A 20,295-nucleotide genomic window follows, 5' to 3' on the forward strand; every position below is an offset into this window, starting at 1 on the left:
ACCCCCAAGCGTTGTGCCCAGCTCCCCGCCCGGTAATCCGCCGACCGGGGCGCACCGGAACGCGTCGGCGCGCGTCTCGCCATTCGGGTCAGTACGGCCCCGCCACCCGCACCGCCCGGGGCCCGCGGAAAACCGGTCGGCCGCCCCCGTCCGGGCGCCGTACACTGGCCGGAGCGAAAAGCGTGGATGGGGACGAGTAGCGGCGTACGCAGCCTGGAGCGACCCGGGGACGGTGAGAGCCCGGGGGCGAGCGCGACGTGAAGATCACCCCGGAGCCGCCGGAAGAAAGCCGCAGCCATGGTCCGCCGGGCCGGGCACGGCGAGTAGAACCGGTATCGCGACCCCAATGAGGGGGCCGTCAGAAGTGCCACCGGCACCACGGCGGCCAAGGAGGGTGGTACCGCGGGAGCGCAGACAACGGCTCTCGTCCCTCCGACGGAACGGAACGCACGTCCGCCGGAGGAAGCGCGAAAATGACGCCGCCGCAGTACCGCCAGGTACCCGCCCAGGTCGACCTGCCCGCCCTCGAGCACGCCGTGCTCGACTTCTGGCGCGAGCAGAAGATCTTCGCCAAGAGCCTGGAGCAGTCCGAGGGCTGCCCCGAATGGGTGTTCTACGAGGGCCCGCCCACCGCCAACGGCATGCCGGGCGCCCACCACATCGAGGCCCGCGTCTTCAAGGACGTCTTCCCGCGCTTCCGCACCATGCGCGGCTACCACGTGGCCCGCAAGGCCGGCTGGGACTGCCACGGTCTGCCCGTGGAGCTCGCCGTGGAGAAGGAGCTGGGCTTCACCGGCAAGAAGGACATCGAGGCGTACGGCATCGCCGAGTTCAACGCCAGGTGCCGCGAGTCGGTGACCCGCCACACGGACGCCTTCGCCGAGCTGACGACCCGCATGGGCTACTGGGTCGACATGGACGACGCGTACCGCACCATGAACCCGGAGTACGTGGACTCCGTCTGGTGGTCCCTGAAGGAGATCTTCAAGAAGGGCCTGCTCGTCCAGGACCACCGCGTCGCCCCCTGGTGCCCCCGCTGCGGCACCGGCCTGTCCGACCACGAGCTGGCGCAGGGCTACGAGACGGTCGTCGACCCGTCCGTCTACGTCCGCTTCCCGCTCACCGGCGGCCCCCTCGCGGGCGAGGCCGCCCTCCTGGTGTGGACGACGACCCCCTGGACGCTGGTGTCGAACACCGCGGTGGCCGCCCACCCGGAGGTCACCTACGTCGTCGCCACCGACGGCAAGGAGAAGCTCGTCGTCGCCGAGCCGCTCCTGGAGAAGGCCCTCGGCGAGGGCTGGGAGGCCACCGGGCAGACGTTCACCGGCGCCGAGATGGAGCGCTGGACCTACCGGCGCCCCTTCGCCCTCGTGGAGTTCCCGGCCGAGGCGCACTACGTCGTCAACGCCGAGTACGTGACCACGGAGGACGGCACCGGCCTCGTCCACCAGTCCCCCGCCTTCGGTGAGGACGACCTCAAGGTCTGCCGCTCCTACGGCCTGCCCGTGGTGAACCCGGTCCGGCCCGACGGCACCTTCGCCGAGGACGTCCCCCTGGTCGGCGGCGTCTTCTTCAAGAAGGCCGACGAAACCCTCACCCAGGACCTGCACGACCGCGGCCTGCTCTTCAAGCACATCGCGTACGAGCACAGCTACCCGCACTGCTGGCGCTGCCACACCGCGCTCCTGTACTACGCGCAGCCGTCCTGGTACATCCGCACCACGGCCGTCAAGGACCGCCTCCTCCAGGAGAACGAGAAGACCAACTGGTTCCCGGAGTCGGTCAAGCACGGCCGCTTCGGCGACTGGCTGACCAACAACGTCGACTGGGCCCTGTCCCGCAACCGCTACTGGGGCACCCCGCTGCCCGTCTGGCGCTGCGAGGAGGGCCACCTCACCTGCGTCGGCTCCCGCGCCGAGCTCACCGAGCTCACCGGCACCGACCAGTCCGGCCTCGACCCGCACCGCCCGTTCATCGACGAGGTCACCTTCACCTGCACCCACGAGGGCTGCGCGCGCACCGCGACGCGCGTGCCCGAGGTCATCGACGCGTGGTACGACTCGGGCTCGATGCCGTTCGCGCAGTGGGGCTACCCGTACAAGAACAAGGAGCTGTTCGAGAGCCGCTACCCGGCGCAGTTCATCTCGGAGGCCATCGACCAGACCCGCGGCTGGTTCTACACCCTGATGGCCGTCGGCACCCTGGTCTTCGACAAGTCGTCCTACGAGAACGTGGTCTGCCTCGGCCACATCCTCGCCGAGGACGGCCGCAAGATGTCCAAGCACCTGGGCAACATCCTGCAGCCGATCCCGCTCATGGACCAGCACGGCGCCGACGCGGTCCGCTGGTTCATGGCCGCCGGCGGCTCCCCGTGGGCGGCCCGCCGCGTGGGCCACGGCACGATCCAGGAGGTCGTCCGCAAGACCCTCCTGACGTACTGGAACACGGTCGCCTTCCAGGCGCTGTACGCCCGCACGTCCCAGTGGGTCCCCACGGACGCCGACCCGGCGCCCGCCGACCGCCCGCTCCTCGACCGCTGGCTGCTCGGCGAGCTGCACGCGCTCACCGACCAGGTGACGCAGGCCATGGACGCCTACGACACCCAGCGCGCGGGCAAGCTCCTGTCCACGTTCGTCGACAACCTCTCCAACTGGTACGTGCGCCGCTCCCGCCGCCGCTTCTGGCAGGGCGACAAGGCCGCGCTGCGCACCCTGCACGAGGTCGTCGAGACGGTCACGCGCCTGATGGCCCCGCTGACGCCGTTCATCACCGAGCGCGTCTGGCAGGACCTGGTCGTCCCGGTCACCCCGGACGCCCCGGAGTCGGTGCACCTGGCCACCTGGCCGGAGGCGGACCTGTCCGCGGTCGACCCCGAGCTGTCGAAGCAGATGGCCCTGGTCCGCCGCCTGGTCGAGCTGGGCCGCGCCTCGCGCGCCGAGTCGGGCGTCAAGACCCGCCAGCCGCTGTCCCGCGCGCTCGTCGCCGCCGCCGGCTTCGAGGCGCTCGGCCCGGAGCTGCGCACGCAGATCACGGAGGAGCTGAACGTCTCCTCCCTGGCCTCGCTCTCCGAGGTCGGCGGCTCGCTGGTGGACACCACCGCCAAAGCCAACTTCCGCGCCCTCGGCAAGCGTTTCGGCAAGGGCGTCCAGGCCGTGGCCAAGGCCGTCGCGGAGGCCGACGCCGCGGCCCTGTCCCTCGCCCTGCGCGAGGGCACCGCCTCGGTGGAGGTCGACGGCGAGACGGTGACGCTGGCCCCGGACGAGGTCATCATCACCGAGACCCCGCGCGAGGGCTGGTCGGTGGCGTCCGACGCCGGCGCCACGGTCGCCCTCGACCTGGAGCTGACGGACGAGCTGCGCCGCGCGGGCCTGGCCCGGGACGCGATCCGGCTGATCCAGGAGGCCCGCAAGAACAGCGGCCTGGACGTCGCGGACCGCATCGCGCTGCGCTGGACGTCCTCGGACGAGGCCACGGTCACGGCCCTCACCGAGCACGCCGCCCTCATCGCCGACGAGGTCCTGGCCACGGACTTCGCCTCCGGCGAGGCGGACGACAGCTACGGCGAGCCGTTCGAGGACGCCTCGCTGAACCTGACGTTCCGCCTCCGCAAGGCGTAGCCGCACCGGCGAAGGCCCGGTCCCCGGCGGAACCGCGGGGGCCGGGCCTTCGCCGTGTCCGGCCGTCCTGGTGGCGGGAGCCGCCGCAGGACACAGCACGGCACAGCACAGGACGGGACGGCACCGTACGACACCACACGGCACAAAAGGGCGGAGCCCCCGGGGATCCGGGGGCTCCGCCCTGAACGCTGCCGACGCCTATGGCGTGGTGCGGCCCGTCAGTTGTCGTCCTCGTCGATGAGGAAACCGCGCATCGGGGACGGCGCCTGCTGCATGGGCGGCTGCCCCTGCGGCCGGACCGGCGCCATCGGCTGCGTCATCGCGGGCGACATCTGCTGCTGCCCGCCGTACGACGGACCGCCCGCGGACTGGTTGCCACCCATCGACTGGTTCCCGCCGTAGGACGGGGCACCCGCGCCGGCCGGAGCCATCGAAGGCGCCGGGGACGGCGGCAGGGACGCGGTCGCCGGGGTACGCGGCGGGGCCAGCGAGTCGTCGGCCTGGGTCTCGAGCTGCCGGAGCTGCGACTCCAGGTACGACTTCAGCCGCGTGCGGTACTCGCGCTCGAAGCCGCGCAGGTCCTCGACCTTGCGCTCCAGCGTGGCGCGGGCGGACTCCAGGGAGCCCATCGCGACGCGGTGCTTCTCCTGCGCGTCCCGCTCCAGGGCGTCGGCCTTGGCACGGGCGTCCCGCTCCAGGCCCTCGGCGCGCGAACGGGCCTCACCGACGATCTTGTTGGCCTCGGAACGGGCCTCCGCGATCGCCTGGTCGGCGGTCTGCTGCGCGAGCGAGAGCACACGGGCGGCGCTGTCGCCGCCGGGGCCCTGGCCGGGCTGCGGCATCTGCGGGCCGTGGCCGCCCATGGGACCACCCATCGGGCCGCCCATCGGCCCCTGGCCCATCGGGCCGGGACCCTGCGGACCACCCTGCGGGCCGTGCCCACTGGGGCCCGCGGGCAACTGCGGCGCGCCACCCGGCAGCTGCGGCGGGCCGCCCATCGGGTGCTGCTGCTGCGGCGGCACCGGCTGCGGTCCTGATATTGCGGCGGGCACGGGGGCGCCCGGACCGCGCTGGTCCTGGGGACCGCCCTCGGGGCCCTTGCGCATGTTGCCCTGCTGCTGGTTCTGCGCGGCCGCGCGCGTGGCGGCGGCCAGCTTGGCGCGCAGGTCCTCGTTCTCACGGAGCAGGCGGGTCAGTTCGGCTTCGACCTCGTCGAGGAAGGCATCGACCTCGTCCTCGTCATAGCCTTCTCGGAGGCGGACGGTCGTGAACTGCTTGTTCCGCACGTCCTCGGGGGTCAACGGCATCTCTTCACCTCAACGTAGTCGTCGGCATTCGGCAAGACCGTATCGTTCACAGCCGGCTCACGACGGTGATCAGGATGTAGACGATGATCATCAGTACGAAGAAGGACAGGTCGAGCGCCACGCCCCCGAGACGCAGCGGCGGGATGACCCGCCGCAGAAGCTTGAGCGGTGGATCGGTGACAGTGTAGGTGGCCTCCAGAACGACCACCATCGCCTTGCCGGGTTGCCATGAGCGGGCGAACTGGAAGACGTAGTCCATGACCAGCCGGAAGATCAGCACGATGAGGAAACACATCAGCGCGATGTAGATCACTTGCAAGACCACGCCCATGTCCGCGCTTCCCTCTCCCCTGCTTCTCTTCGCATCCGTGCTGCATCGGTCCGTGCTGCTGCTGTCTACTGCGCTGCGTCTCAGCTCTGGTTGAAGAACCCGCCCTCTGCGATACGGGCCTTGTCCTCCGCCGTGACATCGACGTTAGCAGGCGACAACAGGAACACCTTCTGCGTCACTCGCTCGATACTGCCATGCAGACCGAAGACGAGACCGGCGGCAAAGTCGACAAGTCGCTTCGCGTCGGTGTCGTCCATCTCCGTCAAGTTCATGATCACCGGGGTGCCTTCGCGGAAGTGTTCCCCGATGGTACGGGCTTCGTTGTAGGTCCGGGGGTGAAGTGTCGTGATGCGGTAGGGCTCACGCTCGGACACGACCTTGGGCATGATCACCGGTGCGTTCTTCTCCAGGCTCTGACGTTCAGGTGTGATAGATGCCACGGGGGCGATTCGCGCCGGTCGTCCCGATTCAGCGGGAAGCGAAGCGGCCCGGGGCGCCGGGTCGCGCTGCGGCGGCGGTTGTACCACTCGTACCGGTTCGTCCCGTTCCAAGTCCCGGTCGGCAAGGTGGGACTGGTGCGGCGGCTCGTGCCGCCGGCGGTCGCGCTCGGGCTCCGGCTCGGGCTCGAAATCGTCATCGGGGTCGAAGCCCCGACCGTCGTAACCGTCGTCCTCCACGAGGCCGAGGTAGACCGCCATCTTGCGCATCGCGCCGGCCATGCTCTGAGTCCTCCGCTCTGTGGTGGATCGAGAGGTCGTCACCAACTGCCCGCGATCCACGAGGTATCTCCGCACTGTGGCGGAAATGACCATATTTTCTGCTGTGGTCCGACTTCCTGGCGACGTTACCCGAGCCCGCGTCGGACTCCGAGTACCGCTGTGCCGACGCGCACATGTGTCGCACCGGCCGCAACGGCTTCCTCGAGGTCCGCGCTCATCCCTGCCGACACCATGTTCGCAGCCGGATGGGCCACGCGCAGGGCAGTCGACAAATCCATCAGCCGCTCGAATGCCGCCCGTTGCCGTCCCGCGTACTCCCCGGTGAGCGGCGCGACCGTCATCAGTCCGTCGAGCCGCAGCCCGGGGGCGTCGGCCACGCGGCCGGCCAACTCCTCGATTCCGGCGGGGCCCACGCCGCCCCGGTCGCCGCGGCCGCTGACGCCCGCGTCGAGGGCGACCTGGAGCAGGCAGCCCACCTCGCGCCCGGCGCGCACGGCCGCGGCCGAGAGTGCGCCGACGAGCTTCGGCCGGTCGACCGACTGCACCTCGTCCGCGTAACCCACCACGGAACGCACCTTGTTGGTCTGCAACTGACCGACGAAGTGCCAGGTGAGCGGCAGGTCCGCGCAGGCGGCGGCCTTCGGCGCCGCGTCCTGGTCGCGGTTCTCGGCCACGTGGCGCACGCCGAGTTCGGCGAGGAGGCGCACATCGCTCGCCGGGTAGGTCTTGGTGACCACGATGAGGGTCACCTCCGCGCGCTTGCGCCCGGCGGCCGCGCAGGCCGCTTCGATACGCTTTTCGACGTTCGCCAGGTTCGCGGCGAGTTCCGACTTACGGTCCGTCATGCCCCATCAGTCCAGCCAGACATAGCCCGCGAGCCGTCCGGTGACACGGTCGCGGCGGTACGAGAAGTGGTCGCCCGACTCCAGCGTGCAGACCGGGGACTGCTCCCGGTCACGCACCCCGAGCCGCTCCAGTTGAGCGTGCACCCCGGCGGTCACGTCGACCGCGGGGGTGCCCCAGCTCGTTTCGGCGTGCGCCGCGGGTTCCACGGCGGCGACGTCGGCGCGCATGTCCGCGGGCACTTCGTAACAACGGCCGCAGACGGCGGGCCCCGTGCGGGCCACGATCCGCTCCGGCCGGGCGCCGAGCTCCACCATGGCCTCGACGGCCGCGGGCACCACCCCGGCGACCATGCCGGGACGGCCCGCGTGCGCCGCGGCGGCGACCCCCGCCACCGGGTCGGCGAGCAGCACCGGCGTGCAGTCGGCGGTGAGGACCGCGAGGGCGAGGCCGCGCTCGGCGGTGACCACGGCGTCGACCGCCGGGACCTCCCGGTCGCCGGGCCAGGGCCCGTCGACCACGGCGACGTCCCGGCCGTGCACCTGGTTCATCCAGACCACGCGGGCGGGGTCGACGCCGAGGGCGGTGGCCGCGAGGTCGCGGTTGCGCCGTACGGCGTCGGGGTCGTCGCCGACCGCTCCGCCGAGGTTGAGCTCTTCGTACGGAACGGCGCTCACCCCGCCCCACCGGTCGGTGAAGGCGAAGTGCGCGCCGCTCACTGTGCTCGTTCCGGAGCCCTTGCCTATCACTTCAGGAAGTCCGGCACGTCCAGCTCTTCGGCCTGGCTGTCCTGGTGCAGGCGGGTCGGCGGGACCTGCGGGGGCGTGACCGGCGTCGCGGGCGCCTCGCTCACCGGGGCCGGTTCGGCCGGCTCCGGGGCCGGGGGGTCCTCGCGCGGCGTGACGCTGCCGAGGCCGCCGAAGGCCGGGGCCGGACGGGACGGTTCGGCGGGACGGCTCGGCGGCGCGGGCTCCTCGCGCTTGGGGGTGGACGAGCCCAGGACGTTGTCCCGCTTGGCCGGCGGCTGGCCGCCGTCGAACCCGGCGGCGATGACGGTCACCCGGACCTCGTCGCCGAGCGCGTCGTCGATGACCGCGCCGAAGATGATGTTGGCCTCGGGGTGCGCGGCCTCGCTGACCAGCTGGGCCGCCTCGTTGATCTCGAACAGGCCGAGGTCGGAGCCGCCGGAGATGGAGAGCAGCACGCCCCGGGCACCGTCGATGGACGCCTCCAGGAGCGGGGAGGAGATCGCCATCTCGGCGGCGGCGACCGCGCGGTCGTCGCCGCGGGCGGAGCCGATGCCCATGAGCGCCGAACCGGCCTCGGACATGACCGACTTGACGTCGGCGAAGTCGAGGTTGATCAGGCCGGGCGTGGTGATGAGGTCGGTGATGCCCTGAACGCCGGAGAGGAGCACCTGGTCGGCCGACTTGAAGGCGTCGAGCACGCTGACCTGGCGGTCCGAGATGGAGAGCAGTCGGTCGTTCGGGATGACGATGAGGGTGTCGACCTCTTCGCGGAGCTCGGCGATGCCGTCCTCCGCCTGGTTGGCGCGACGGCGGCCCTCGAAGGTGAACGGCCGTGTGACCACACCGATCGTCAGGGCGCCGAGGGAGCGCGCGATGTTGGCGACCACGGGCGCGCCGCCCGTGCCGGTGCCGCCGCCCTCACCGGCCGTGACGAAGACCATGTCGGCCCCCTTGAGGACCTCCTCGATCTCCTCGCGGTGGTCCTCGGCCGCCTTGCGGCCGACGGCCGGGTTGGCGCCGGCGCCGAGTCCGCGGGTGAGTTCACGGCCGACGTCGAGCTTGACGTCGGCGTCGCTCATCAACAGGGCTTGCGCGTCGGTGTTGATGGCGATGAACTCGACGCCCTTGAGACCGACCTCGATCATCCGGTTGATGGCATTGACACCACCGCCGCCGACACCGATGACTTTGATGACTGCGAGGTAGTTCTGCGGTGCTGCCACGTCGAAGGCCTCTCGCCTCGAGTTACGTGTCGCCGTCTCACGCTGCCGCGAGGCGCCGACTGATGCCGAATGGGACGGTCCGAATCGCCGACCCGAACCCTAACGCTGAAGTTTAGGGTTACCAGTGTGTCTGTTCCCTGGACTCTTCCGAACAGGACACTAAGTCGACAAGTGGCGCGCGTTCAACGAACACGCCGAACCTCCCGTTTTTCTTTTCACCCTATGTGATCAGGCGTAGCCCTGCCCATCCAGGGTGCTGGCCTGCGCTGATGTACGTCAACTCGCTGATGACGCGGGCGCGGTGGGGACGCTCACGTCGAAGTGCCGTGCCTTGGGGACCGCTTTCATCAGCCCGTTCAGGGCTTCGGCCTTCAGACGCCCGTTCTCACTGCTGCCCCAGGCGACGGTGCGCCCGCCGGTCAACTCCAGCGTGATGGAGTCGTACGAGCGGACCTTGACGGCGACGGTGTCACCGGACACGGCCCCGGGCAGGTCCGTGACCACCTTCACCGCCTCGCGGCGCAGCCGGTCCGGGCCGAAACGGCGCAGGCTGGCGGCCGCGCCGCCGGAGCGGTCCAGTTCCATCCTCAGCAGGGGGGTGCCCTTGGGTGCCTTGTCGACCGTGGCGAAGCGCACACCCTTGACGTCCACTTCGACGAACCTGCCGCCCTTCTCGATGAGCAGCGCGGGGGTACGCTCCGTCACTTCCAGGGTGATCTCGTGGGGCCAGGAGCGGATGACGTCGACGGAGTCAATCCGGGGCAATTTCCTCCGCAGCCGCTCCTCGACCGCCGCGGAGTCGACCGAAATGAGCGGTCCGCCGCGGCCGATGCCGGCGGCCTCGCGCACCTGGTCCGGCCGCAGCACCACGGTCCCGGTCGCCGTGACCCGCTCCACGCGCAGCCACGGCGAGCCGTAGAGCACCCAGGTGACGCCCCCGCCGAGGACGGCCAGCAGGGCCACCGCCAGGAGCAGGGTGCGCAGCCGCGGCAGCCGCGGGCGGCGCGGTCGCGGCCGGGGCGGGCCGGACGTGGTCCTGCGCCGTTCGGCGGTCTTCGGTCCGGCCACGCTCCCCTGCCTTCTCACGCGCTGCGGCGTGACGCAATCGCCTCGTACACCATGTTGACCAGCAGGTCGTCGGCGTCCCGGCGCCCGAACTCCGAGGCGGCGCGGGACATCTCGTACAGCCGGTGCGGGTCGGCGAGCACGGGGAGCACCTGGGACTGGACCCATTCGGGCGTCAGTTCCGCGTCGTCGACCAGCAGTCCGCCGCCCGCCTTGACCACCGGCTGGGCGTTGAGCCGCTGTTCGCCGTTGCCGATGGGCAGCGGCACGTACGCGGCGGGGAGCCCGACGGCGGAGAGTTCGGCGACGGTCATCGCGCCCGCGCGGCAGAGCATCATGTCGGCCGCGGCGTACGCGAGGTCCATCCGGTCCACGTACGGTACCGGGATGTAGGGGGGCATCCCGGGCATGTTCTCGACGTACGGCAATTCGTTCTTCGGGCCGACGGCGTGCAGGATCTGGATGCCCGCGCGCTGGAGGACCGGGGCGACCTGCTGGATGACCTCGTTGAGGCGGCGCGCGCCCTGGGAGCCGCCGGAGACGAGCAGCGTGGGCAGGTTCGGGTCGAGCCCGAACGTGGCGCGGGCCTCGGGGCGGACCTTGGCGCGGTCCAGCATCGCGATGGCGCGCCGCAGCGGGATGCCGATGTAGCGCGAGCCGCGCAGCTTGCTGTCCGGCGTGGAGACCGCGACGGCGGCCGCGTACCGGGAGCCGATCTTGTTGGCGAGGCCGGGGCGCGCGTTGGCCTCGTGCACCACGATGGGCACACCCAGGCGCTTGGCGGCCAGGTAGCCGGGCAGCGCGACGTAGCCGCCGAAGCCGACGACGCAGTCCGCCTTGGTGCGCTCCAGGATCTGCTCGGCCGCCTTGATGGTGCCGCGCAGCCGGCCGGGCACGGTGATCAGCTCCGGCGTGGGCTTGCGTGGCAGGGGTACGGCGGGGATCAGGGCGAGTTCGTAACCGCGCTCGGGAACGAGTCGGGTCTCGAGGCCGCGCTCCGTACCGAGGGCCGTGATGCCCACGGTCGGGTCCTGCCTGCGCAGGGCGTCTGCGAGGGCAAGCGCGGGCTCGATGTGGCCGGCGGTCCCCCCACCGGCGAGTACGACATGCACCGAAATTCACCGCTCTCCGGACGAACGCGCCTTGACGCGCCGTCGCATCGTGTTCCATCTCACCCGAGGTTGCCGCATGGCCAGGGCCGCCTTCGCCGCGGGTTCCTCGCGCGCGAAGGCGATGAGGAGCCCGATGGCGAACATGGTCGGCAGCAGGGCCGAGCCCCCGTAGGAGAACAGCGGGAGCGGGACACCGGCGATCGGCAGCAGTCCGAGCACCGCACCGATGTTGACCACGGCCTGCGCCGTGATCCAGGTGGTCACGCCTCCCGCGGCATACCTCACGAAGGGGTCCTCCGTGCGTCCGGCCACGCGGATACCCGCATAGCCTAGAGCCGCGAACAGGGCGAGCACCGACAGTGTCCCCGCAAGACCGAGTTCCTCGCCGGTGATGGCGAAGATGAAGTCCGTGTGCGGTTCGGGCAGTTGACCCCATTTTTCCACACTCGCGCCCAGACCGGAACCGAAGAATCCGCCTGAGGCGAGGGCGTAGATGCCGTGCACGGCCTGCCAGCAGGAGTCGCCGGGCCCCGGCTCGGTGGCGCCGATGCACTGCAGCCGCGCCATGCGGTTGGGGCTCGTTTTGATGAGGATCACACCGAGGACGGCGGCGACGCTCAGTACGCCCGCGAAGAGCCGCGTCGGCGCACCGGCCAGCCAGAGCAGGCCGAAGAGGATCGCCGTGAGGATGATCGCGGTCCCCATGTCGCCGCCGAGCATGATGAGGCCGAGCAGCATGAAGGTGACCGGGACGAGGGGCACCAGCATGTGCTTCCACTGGGTGAGGAGCCGCTTGTCCTGCTTGCGGGCCAGCAGGTCGGCGCCCCACAGCACGAGGGCCAGCTTGCCGAACTCGCTGGGCTGGAGCTGGAAGGGGCCGCCCAGGTAGATCCAGTTCTGGTTGCCGTTGACGCTGCGCCCTATCCCGGGGACCTGGACGAGGACCATCAGGAAGACGGAGACGGCCAGGATCGGGTAGGACAGCGCCCGGTGCAGCTTGATGGGCATCCGCATGGCGACGAGCAGCAGCACGGCGCCGAGGACGGCGGCGACGAACTGCTTGCGGAAGAAGTACGAGGCGGCCAGGTTGAGCTGGAGCGCCTGGATCATCGAGGCCGAGTAGACCATCACCAGGCCGAGCGCGGTGATCAGCAGGCTGGCGCCGAAGATCAGGTAGTACGCGGTCAGCGGCCGGTCCCAGGCCCGGCGGACCCGGTCGACCAGGCGCCGGGCGGGGTTCTCCCGCACCACCGGGGTGCGCGGGCGCCCGGGGCGCTTCGGCGTACGCGGTGCCCGGGGCGCCCGGACCGGCGCGCGCCCGGCCATCAGGAGCCCTCCGGCCCGGTGTGCGGCCGTACCCGCATCCCCCGCCGCTGCGACGCTGTCACGTGCCCTCCTCCACGGTGCCGGGTGCCTGGCGCCGGCACCCTTCCCGGGTCCGTGTCAGGCGCTCGCGCCGAGTTCGCGGACCGCCTCCGCGAACGCGTCACCACGTTGGTTGTAGTTGGTGAACATGTCCATCGACGCGCAGGCCGGAGCCATCAGGACGGTGTCCCCCGGCGTCGCGAGCCGTGCCGCCTGGCGTACCGCCTCGGCCATCGCCCCAGTGTCGGTCCGGTCGAGGTCGACGACGGGTACTTCCGGCGCGTGTCGCGCGAGGGCTTCCCTGATCAGCGCGCGGTCGGCGCCGATCAGGACGGCGCCGCGCAGCCGCTTCGCCGACGCGGCGACCAGCTCGTCGAAGGTCGCGCCCTTGGCGAGGCCGCCCGCGATCCACACGATCGACTCGTAGGCGGCCAACGAGGCCTCGGCCGCGTGGGTGTTGGTGGCCTTGGAGTCGTCGACGTAGGCGACACCGGCGACGTCGGCGACGTGCTCGATGCGGTGGGCGTCCGGGCGGAAGGCCCGCAGGCCGTCGCGCACGGCCGCCGGGGCCACGCCGAAGGCCCGGGCGAGCGCCGCCGCGGCGAGGGCGTTGGCGATGTTGTGCGGGGCCGGCGGCTGGACGTCGGAGACCTCGGCGAGCTCCTGGGCCTGCTTCTGGCGGTCCGGTACGAAGGCACGGTCCACCAGGATGCCCTCGACCACGCCGAGTTGCGAGGGGGCGGGGGTGCCCAGCGTGAAGCCGATGGCCCGGCAGCCCTCCGCGACGTCGGCCGCGCGGACCAGGTCCTCGGTGCGCGCGTCGGCCGCGTTGTAGACGCAGGCGACCTGGTTGCCCTCGTAGATCCGGCCCTTGTCGGCGGCGTACGCCTCCATGGAGCCGTGCCAGTCGAGGTGGTCGGGCGCGAGGTTCAGCACGGCCGCGGAGTGGGCGCGCAGGGAGGGCGCCCAGTGGAGCTGGTAGCTGGAGAGCTCGACGGCGAGCACGTCGTAAGCACCGTGGGCGTCGTCGGCCTCGTGGGGCTTGCCCGTCGACGGCCCGTCGGTGCCGTCGGCCGCGCGGGCCGCGCGCGCCGCCTGGTCCTCCAGGATCACGTCGACGATCGGCGTGCCGATGTTGCCGACGGCGGCGGTGCGCAGGCCCGCGGCGCGCAGGATCGAGGCCAGCATCCGCGTGGTGGTGGTCTTGCCGTTGGTGCCGGTGACCGCCAGCCAGGGGGCCGCGTCGGGGCCGCGCAGGCGCCAGGCGACCTCCACGTCGCCGATGACGTCCACGCCCGCCGCGGCGGCGGCCGCGAACAGCGGGCTGTCCGGCTTCCACCCCGGCGAGGTGACGACGAGGCCGGTGCCCTCGGGCAGCGTCCCGGCGTCCCCGAGGCGCACGGCGACGCCCGCCTCGGCCAGCTCGGCGGCCCGCGCTTCGAGCGCCGGGCCCGAGCCGCCGTCCACGACGGTCACCACGGCGCCGAGGCCCGCGAGGGCGCGGGCGGCGCTGACGCCGCTGACGCCGAGGCCGGCGACGGTGACGCGAAGGCCCTGCCAGGGGTCCCGCGTGTCCCGGTCGTGCTGCCCGAGCCGTCCGCCCCGCGGGGAGGCCTGCGTGTCCTGCGGGTCGCTCACTTCTTGGCTGCCCATCCGGCGTAGAAGAGGCCGAGGCCGACGATGACGCACATGCCCTGGATGATCCAGAAGCGGACCACGACAAGGACCTCGGACCACCCCTTGAGTTCGAAGTGGTGCTGGAGCGGGGCCATGCGGAAGACGCGCTTCCCGGTCAGGCGGAAGGAGCCGACCTGGATGACCACCGACATGGTGATGAGGACGAAGAGGCCGCCGAGGAGGGCGAGCAGCAGCTCCGTGCGGGAGCAGATGGCGAGGCCGGCGAGGGCGCCGCCGAGGGCGAGGGAGCCGGTGTCACCCATGAAGATCTTGGCGGGCGAGGTGTTCCACCACAGGAAGCCGAAGCAGGCGCCCATCAGCGCGGAGGCCACGACGGCCAGGTCGAGCGGGTCCCTGACCTCGAAGCAGGCGGCGGGGTTGGTCAGGTCCTGGGCGTTGGCGCAGGACTCCTGGAACTGCCACACGCCGATGAACGTGTACGCGCCGAAGACCATCACGGAGGCGCCGGTGGCGAGGCCGTCGAGGCCGTCGGTGAGGTTCACGCCGTTGGACATCGCCAGGATCATGAACAGCGCCCAGACGACGAACAGGACCGGGCCGATCGACCAGCCGAAGTCCTCGACGAACGACAGCTTCGTGGACGCCGGGGTCTGGCCGCGGCCGTCGGCGAACTGCAGCGAGATGACCGCGAAGGCGATGCCGACGATGAGCTGGCCGGCCATCTTCGCCTTGGCCCGCAGGCCCAGCGACCGCCGCTTGACGATCTTGATGTAGTCGTCGAGGAAGCCGACCAGGCCCATGCCCGCCATCAGGCCGAGCACGAGCAGGCCCGAGATGGTGGGCTCGGCGCCCGTGATGATCTTGCTGAGGAAGTACGCGATGAGCGTCGCCAGGATGAAGGCGATACCACCCATGGTCGGCGTACCGCGCTTGCTGTGGTGCTCGCGCGGGCCGTCGTCGCGGATGTACTGGCCGTAGCCCTTGCGGGCGAGCAGCTTGATCAGCAGGGGCGTCCCGACCAGGGTCAGGAACAGACCGATCACACCCGCGAAGAGGATTTGCTTCATCATCGGGCGTCAACTCCGCCCGTCGCGGTGCCGGCGGCGTCCGCCGCGTCGGCTACGAGAGCCTGCGCGACCTTCTCCAGGCCCACCGATCTGGACGCCTTCACCAGCACGACGTCTCCTGGGCGCAGCTCGCTGCGCAGCAGGTCGACCGCCGCCTGTGCGTCGGACACGTGCACCGACTCCTCACCCCACGAACCCTCGTTGTATGCGCCCAGTTGGAGCCAGGACGCTTCCCTGCCCCCGACTGCCACGAGCTTGTTCACGTTCAGCCGGACGGCAAGTCGCCCGACCGCGTCGTGCTCGGCGAGCCCTTCGTCCCCGAGCTCGGCCATGTGGCCGAGCACCGCCCACGTGCGTCCCCCCCGCGCCTGCGCGGCCTGGCCCATGGCGGCCAGCGCGCGCAGGGCGGCGCGCATGGACTCGGGGTTCGCGTTGTAGGCGTCGTTGACGACCGTCACGCCGTCCGGGCGCTCGGTGACCTCCATCCGCCAGCGGGACAGGGTGCCCGCCTCGGAGAGCGCGAGGGCGATCTCGTCCACGGACATGCCAAGGTCATGGGCGACGGCGGCCGCGGCGAGCGCGTTCGACACGTGGTGCTCACCGTACAGGCGCAGCCGTACGTCGCTGCACCCGGAGGGTGTGTGCAGCGTGAAGGTCGGCTGTCCGATCGACGTGAGCCGGACATTCTCGGCGCGTACGTCGGCGTCGTCGGCCTCGCCGAAGAGCAGCACGCGGGCCTTCGTACGGGTGGCCATCGCGCGCACGAGCGGGTCGTCGGCGTTGAGGATCGCGGTGCCGTCCGCCGGCAGGCTCTCGACCAGCTCGCCCTTTGCTTGTGCGATCTGCTCGCGGCCGCCGAACTCGCCGATGTGGGCGGTGCCGACGTTCAGGACGAGGCCGACCTTCGGCGGCGTGAGCTCCGTCAGGTACCGGATGTGGCCGATGCCGCGGGCGCCCATCTCCAGGACGAGGTACCGGGTCTCCTCGGTGGCGGACAGCGCGGTGAGCGGCAGCCCGATCTCGTTGTTGAGCGAGCCCGGGGTCCACACCGTCGGCGCGTGGCGCTGGAGCACCTGGGCGATCAGGTCCTTGGTGCTGGTCTTGCCGGCGGAGCCGGTCAGGGCCACGAGGGTGGCGCCGAGCCGGGCGACGACGTGCCGGGCGAGCGCGCCGAGCGCCGCGGGTACGTCGTCGACCACGATGGCGGGCACGCCGACGGGCCGGGTCGCCAGGACGGCCGCGGCGCCCGCCTCGACGACCTGGGCCGCGTAGTCGTGGCCGTCGGCCCGCTCGCCGGCGAACGCGGCGAACAGGCCGCCGGGCTCGACCTCGCGGGAGTCCCGCACGACCGGCGCGGTGACCTGGACGGACGGATCCGGTATGTCGTACGTCTGCCCGCCGACGACGGTGGCGATCTCGGCGAGGGAGAGGGCGATCACAACTTCATCCCTGGGTTTGCTGGATAGCTTCGCGAAGCACCTGGCGGTCGTCGAAGGGACGGACCACCCCGGCGATGTCCTGGCCCTGCTCGTGGCCCTTGCCGGCGACGAGGACGGTGTCGCCGGGTTCGGCGCGGGCGACGGCCGCGGCGATCGCGGCGGCCCGGTCCTCGAAGACGGCGACCTCGCCGCGCTCGTGGGCGGGCACCTCGGCGGCGCCCGCGAGCATGGTGGCGAGGATCGCGAGGGGGTCCTCGGAGCGGGGGTTGTCGGAGGTGAGGATGGCCGTGTCGGCGAACCGGGCGGCCGCGGCGCCCATCGGCATCCGCTTGGTCGTGTCGCGGTCGCCGCCGCAGCCGAGCACGATGTGCAGCTTGCCCTCGGTGACCTTGCGCAGGGCGCGCAGGACCGATTCGACGGCGTCCGTCTTGTGGGCGTAGTCGACGACCGCGAGGTAGTCCTGGCCCGCGTCGACGCGCTCCAGGCGGCCGGGGACGCCGGGCACCGCCGCGATGCCGTCGGCGGCCTGCTGGGGGTCGATCCCGGCGACGGCGAGCGCGACGATCGCGGCGAGCGTGTTGGCGACGTTGAAGGGGCCCGCGAGCGGGGACTTCGCGGCGATCCGCTCGCCCTTGGGGCCGACGGCCGTGAACGTGGAGTCGAGCGGCCCCACTTCGACGTCCTCGGCGCGCCAGTCGGCGTCCGGGTGGCCCTCGGCGGAGAAGCTGGTGACCGGCACCTCGGACTCGGTCAGGAGCCTGCGGCCGTACTCGTCGTCGTAGTTGACGACGCCGAGCCGGGCGCGGCGCTCGGTGAAGAGCTGCGCCTTGGCCTGGAAGTAGTCCTCCATGCCGGAGTGGAACTCCATGTGCTCCGGGCTGAGGTTGTTGAACACGGCGACGTCGAAGACGCAGCCGTCCACCCGGCCGAGCACCAGGGCGTGGCTGGAGACCTCCATGGCCACGGCCTGGACGCCGCGCTCGCGCATCACCGCGAACAGCGCCTGCAGGTCGGTGGCTTCGGGCGTGGTGCGCTCGGACTTGATGCGCTCGTCGCCGATGCGCATCTCGACGGTGCCGATGAGGCCGGTGCTGCGCACCTGGCGCAGACCGCCCTCGATGAGGTACGCGGTGGTGGTCTTGCCCGACGTACCGGTGATGCCGATCTGGAGCAGGTCGCGGCCGGGGTGGCCGTAGACCGTGGCGGCCAGTTCGCCCATGCTGCCGCGCGGGTCGTCGACGACCAGGACCGGCAGGCCGGTGGCGGCGGCGCGCTCGGCGCCCGTGGGGTCGGTCAGGACGGCGGCGGCGCCGAGGTCGGCGGCCTGGGCGACGAAGTCGGCACCGTGCGCGCGGGCGCCGGGCAGCGCGGCGTAGATGTCGCCGGGGCGCACCGCGCGCGAGTCATGGGTGATGCCCGTGATGGGCGTGCCTGGTGACGGGGCGCCTGGCGCGGTGCCCGGGGCCGCGGCGGCCCCCAGCTGATCGGCGAGCTCCGCGAGGGGGGTGGCGGAGACCTGGGCCGGCCTCGGCGGTCCCGGATGGGTCACGGGAGCGTCCTTCTGGGTGGTTTGGGACTGATCAGCGTGTGGCACGGCGGTGAGCGTACCGGGCGCACCCCCGCTGGGGCCAAAAGGGAGGGCCCCTGCGGTGCGGTTCCCCGGATCCGGGGTGATCGTCGTCACGGTGGTTCCTGGTCAGCGCCGGGGCGTGCCCGAGTCGGCGGGGCGGCCGGGGGTCTCCGGCCGGCCCGGGTTGAAGGTGACCGGCAGGCGCGCGGGGGCGCCGCCGGTGGGCGGCACCTGGAGCGTCTTGAGGGCGAACTGCATGACCTGCTTGTAGACGGGGCCGCAGATCTGGCCGCCGAAGTAGCTGCCCCGCTTGGCGTTCTGGATGACGCAGTAGACGGTGACGCGCGGCTTGTCGGCGGGCGCGAAGCCGGCGAAGGAGGAGGTGTAGCCGTGGTAGCGGCCGGTCTGCGGGTCCACGCGGTTGGCGGTGCCGGTCTTGCCCGCGACGCGGTAGCCGGGGATGCGCGCCTTGGTCCCGGTGCCTTCCTCGTCGTCGACGACGGACTCCAGCATCCGGGCCACGGTCCGCGCGGTCTTCTGGCTGACGACGCGGGACGTGCGGGGCGCCGGGGCGGGCGTGAAGCGGCCGTCGGGGCCCTTGGTGCCGCGCACCAGCGTGGGCTCGACGCGGACGCCGCCGTTGGCGATGGTCGAGTACACGGAGGCCGCCTGCATGGCGTTGATGGAGACGCCCTGGCCGAACGGGATGGTGAACTGCTGCGACGTGGACCACTTGTCGGGCGGCGCGAGGATGCCCTTGGTCTCGCCGGGGAACCCGAGCCCGCTTGGCTGTCCGAGGCCGAACTTGCGCAGGTACGAGTAGAGGACCTTGTTGGCCTGCTTCTGGGTGTCGCCGAGTTCGCCGGTGGCGAGGATGGTGCCGATGTTGCTGGACTTGGCGAGGACGCCGTTGAGCGTGAGGTACCAGGTCGGGTGGTCGATGTCGTCCTGGAAGAGCCGGTCGCCGCGGTGCAGCCGGTTGGGGACGGTGACCCGGGTGTGGGGGGTCGCCGCCTCCTCCTCCAGGACGGCGGCCATCGACATGACCTTGGCGGTGGAGCCGGGTTCGTAGGCGTCCTGCACGGCCGCGTTGCCGAGGCTGGTGCTCGCGGCGGCCGACAGGTCGTTGGGGTCGAAGCCCGGGGCGTTGGCCATGGCCAGGACCTCGCCGGTGCGGGTGTCCTGCACGATCACGTAGCCGCGGTCCGCGTCGGACTTCCTGACCTGCTCGGCGATGGCGTCCTGGGCGGCCCACTGGATGTCGCGGTCGATGGTCAGCTCGACGTCGGAGCCGGGCACGGCGGGCTTCTCGTTGGAGCCCGCGGTCGGCACCTGGCGGCCGCCGGACTGGGCGTAGCGGATCTCGCCGCGCTTGCCCGCGAGGTCCTTGTCGAGCTGCCGCTCGACCCCGCCGCCGCCCTTGCCGTCGGCGTTGACCCAGCCCAGTATCCCGGCGGCCAGCTCGCCGTTGGGGTACACGCGCTTGCTGGTGGGCACGGCCATGACGCCCGCGAGGACGTTCACCGCCTTGGGGTCGGCCTCCGCCTTCTCGGCGAGCGTGGCGCGCAGGTCCTTGATCTGCTTCCACACCTGCGGCGTGGCGCGCCGCGCGAGGAGCGTGAAGCGGGTGCCGGGCGTCCTGAGCTTCTTGGCGACGGCGTCGGCGTCCTGGTCGAGGACCGGCGCGAGCAGGGCGGCGGCCTGCTCGGGCGCGTCCTTGACCTTCGTCTCCTCGCGCGTGAACAGCGTCGGGTCGGCCGTGATGTCGTACGCGTCCACGCTGGTGGCCAGCTCGACGCCCTTGCGGTCGGTGATGGCCCCGCGCTCGGCGGCGATCATGTGGGTGGAGTACCGGTTCTTCCCGGCCTTGGCGGCGTACGCGTCGGCGTCGACGGCCTGCACCTGGAAGAGCCGCACCACGAAGGCCAGCATCACCAGGGTGAGGACGAGGCTGATCAGGCGCAGCCGGGGCCGGGGGCTGCCCAGGCGCAGCGGCTTGGGCCGGCCGGGGGCGGGGCGCGGGCCGCGGCCGGCGGGGCGGGAGCCCGGGGAGCCCTGGCGCGGGCGGCGCGGGGCGCCGTTCCTGTCGCCGCCTGCGTTCCTGTCGTTGCCGCCGGGCCGGACGGGCCGGGCGGGGTTCGGGACGCGACGCCGCGGCGTCGGCTGTCGGTCCGTCACTTACGTCACCTGCCGGAGGTCGTGGGAGCGGGCTGCGCGGAGGGGGCGGAGGCGGGCCGGGAGCCACCGGCG

General features: G+C 71.9%; 15 protein-coding genes. 1 reads left to right on the plus strand and 14 read right to left on the minus strand.

All coding sequences use genetic code 11. The features are described 5' to 3' along the window. Positions 1–473: 473 nt before the first annotated feature. Complete coding sequence (gene ileS / locus QK440_RS12875; protein WP_282793193.1) at positions 474–3,617, plus strand: isoleucine--tRNA ligase; 3,144 nt, start codon at positions 474–476, stop codon at positions 3,615–3,617. A gap of 218 nt (positions 3,618–3,835) precedes the next feature. Here the strand turns inward: ileS and QK440_RS12880 are convergent, their stop codons facing one another. The 14 genes from QK440_RS12880 to QK440_RS12945 all read right to left on the minus strand — a co-directional run bounded on the left by QK440_RS12880 (position 3,836) and on the right by QK440_RS12945 (position 20,223). Beyond that, entirely contained in the window at positions 3,836–4,924 is a 1,089-nt protein-coding gene (locus QK440_RS12880) for a DivIVA domain-containing protein (RefSeq protein WP_190134302.1), read from the minus strand. A 46-nt stretch (positions 4,925–4,970) separates the two neighbouring features. Further along, on the minus strand, positions 4,971–5,255 hold the full coding sequence (locus QK440_RS12885) for a YggT family protein (protein ID WP_190134301.1): 285 nt from the start codon (positions 5,253–5,255) through the stop codon (positions 4,971–4,973). Positions 5,256–5,335: 80 nt separating this feature from the next. Further along, complete coding sequence (gene sepF / locus QK440_RS12890) at positions 5,336–5,974, minus strand: cell division protein SepF (RefSeq protein ID WP_190134300.1); 639 nt, start codon at positions 5,972–5,974, stop codon at positions 5,336–5,338. Between the two features lie 125 nt (positions 5,975–6,099). Continuing rightward, complete coding sequence (locus tag QK440_RS12895) at positions 6,100–6,819, minus strand: YggS family pyridoxal phosphate-dependent enzyme (RefSeq protein ID WP_282793194.1); 720 nt, start codon at positions 6,817–6,819, stop codon at positions 6,100–6,102. Positions 6,820–6,825: 6 nt separating this feature from the next. Beyond that, a complete protein-coding gene (gene pgeF / locus QK440_RS12900) occupies positions 6,826–7,536 on the minus strand; it encodes a peptidoglycan editing factor PgeF (protein ID WP_282793195.1) in 711 nt (236 codons plus the stop codon). A 26-nt stretch (positions 7,537–7,562) separates the two neighbouring features. Further along, positions 7,563–8,789 carry a cell division protein FtsZ gene (ftsZ, locus tag QK440_RS12905; RefSeq protein WP_282793196.1) on the minus strand — a complete coding sequence of 409 codons (1,227 nt, stop codon included), beginning with the start codon at positions 8,787–8,789 and terminating at the stop codon, positions 7,563–7,565. 276 nt (positions 8,790–9,065) lie between these two features. Continuing rightward, a complete protein-coding gene (locus QK440_RS12910; RefSeq protein ID WP_282793197.1) occupies positions 9,066–9,857 on the minus strand; it encodes an FtsQ-type POTRA domain-containing protein in 792 nt (263 codons plus the stop codon). 14 nt (positions 9,858–9,871) lie between these two features. Continuing rightward, a complete protein-coding gene (gene murG, locus QK440_RS12915; RefSeq protein ID WP_282793198.1) occupies positions 9,872–10,966 on the minus strand; it encodes an undecaprenyldiphospho-muramoylpentapeptide beta-N-acetylglucosaminyltransferase in 1,095 nt (364 codons plus the stop codon). A gap of 6 nt (positions 10,967–10,972) precedes the next feature. Continuing rightward, positions 10,973–12,292 carry a putative lipid II flippase FtsW gene (ftsW, locus tag QK440_RS12920; RefSeq protein ID WP_282793199.1) on the minus strand — a complete coding sequence of 440 codons (1,320 nt, stop codon included), beginning with the start codon at positions 12,290–12,292 and terminating at the stop codon, positions 10,973–10,975. 117 nt (positions 12,293–12,409) lie between these two features. Then, positions 12,410–13,984: a UDP-N-acetylmuramoyl-L-alanine--D-glutamate ligase gene (gene murD / locus QK440_RS12925; protein ID WP_282793200.1), complete on the minus strand. Its 1,575-nt coding sequence runs from the start codon at positions 13,982–13,984 to the stop codon at positions 12,410–12,412. Then, positions 13,966–15,039, minus strand: coding sequence for a phospho-N-acetylmuramoyl-pentapeptide-transferase (mraY, locus tag QK440_RS12930; protein WP_190134292.1), 1,074 nt, complete (start codon positions 15,037–15,039; stop codon positions 13,966–13,968). The genes murD and mraY overlap by 19 nt, the downstream gene beginning before the upstream one ends. Further along, entirely contained in the window at positions 15,036–16,475 is a 1,440-nt protein-coding gene (gene murF, locus QK440_RS12935; RefSeq protein ID WP_282793201.1) for a UDP-N-acetylmuramoyl-tripeptide--D-alanyl-D-alanine ligase, read from the minus strand. The genes mraY and murF overlap by 4 nt, the downstream gene beginning before the upstream one ends. A gap of 4 nt (positions 16,476–16,479) precedes the next feature. Continuing rightward, the gene (locus QK440_RS12940) at positions 16,480–18,024 is read right to left on the minus strand and encodes a UDP-N-acetylmuramoyl-L-alanyl-D-glutamate--2,6-diaminopimelate ligase (protein WP_282793202.1); all 1,545 of its coding nucleotides are present in this window, start codon (positions 18,022–18,024) and stop codon (positions 16,480–16,482) included. Between the two features lie 147 nt (positions 18,025–18,171). After that, the gene (locus QK440_RS12945; RefSeq protein ID WP_282793203.1) at positions 18,172–20,223 is read right to left on the minus strand and encodes a penicillin-binding protein 2; all 2,052 of its coding nucleotides are present in this window, start codon (positions 20,221–20,223) and stop codon (positions 18,172–18,174) included. Between the last annotated feature and the right edge of the window lie 72 nt (positions 20,224–20,295).

This window comes from Streptomyces sp. CC224B, assembly GCF_030010595.1.
Lineage (GTDB): Bacteria > Actinomycetota > Actinomycetes > Streptomycetales > Streptomycetaceae > Streptomyces > Streptomyces longispororuber.

Excerpts from the sequence above, each read along its gene's own strand:
- ileS (WP_282793193.1), top strand. The coding sequence starts at position 474 with ATGACGCCGCCGCAGTACCGCCAGGTACCCGCCCAGGTCGACCTGCCC.
- QK440_RS12880 (WP_190134302.1), bottom strand. The coding sequence starts at position 4,924 with ATGCCGTTGACCCCCGAGGACGTGCGGAACAAGCAGTTCACGACCGTC.
- QK440_RS12885 (WP_190134301.1), bottom strand. The coding sequence starts at position 5,255 with ATGGGCGTGGTCTTGCAAGTGATCTACATCGCGCTGATGTGTTTCCTC.
- sepF (WP_190134300.1), bottom strand. The coding sequence starts at position 5,974 with ATGGCCGGCGCGATGCGCAAGATGGCGGTCTACCTCGGCCTCGTGGAG.
- QK440_RS12895 (WP_282793194.1), bottom strand. The coding sequence starts at position 6,819 with ATGACGGACCGTAAGTCGGAACTCGCCGCGAACCTGGCGAACGTCGAA.
- ftsW (WP_282793199.1), bottom strand. The coding sequence starts at position 12,292 with ATGGCCGGGCGCGCGCCGGTCCGGGCGCCCCGGGCACCGCGTACGCCG.
- murD (WP_282793200.1), bottom strand. The coding sequence starts at position 13,984 with ATGGGCAGCCAAGAAGTGAGCGACCCGCAGGACACGCAGGCCTCCCCG.
- mraY (WP_190134292.1), bottom strand. The coding sequence starts at position 15,039 with ATGATGAAGCAAATCCTCTTCGCGGGTGTGATCGGTCTGTTCCTGACC.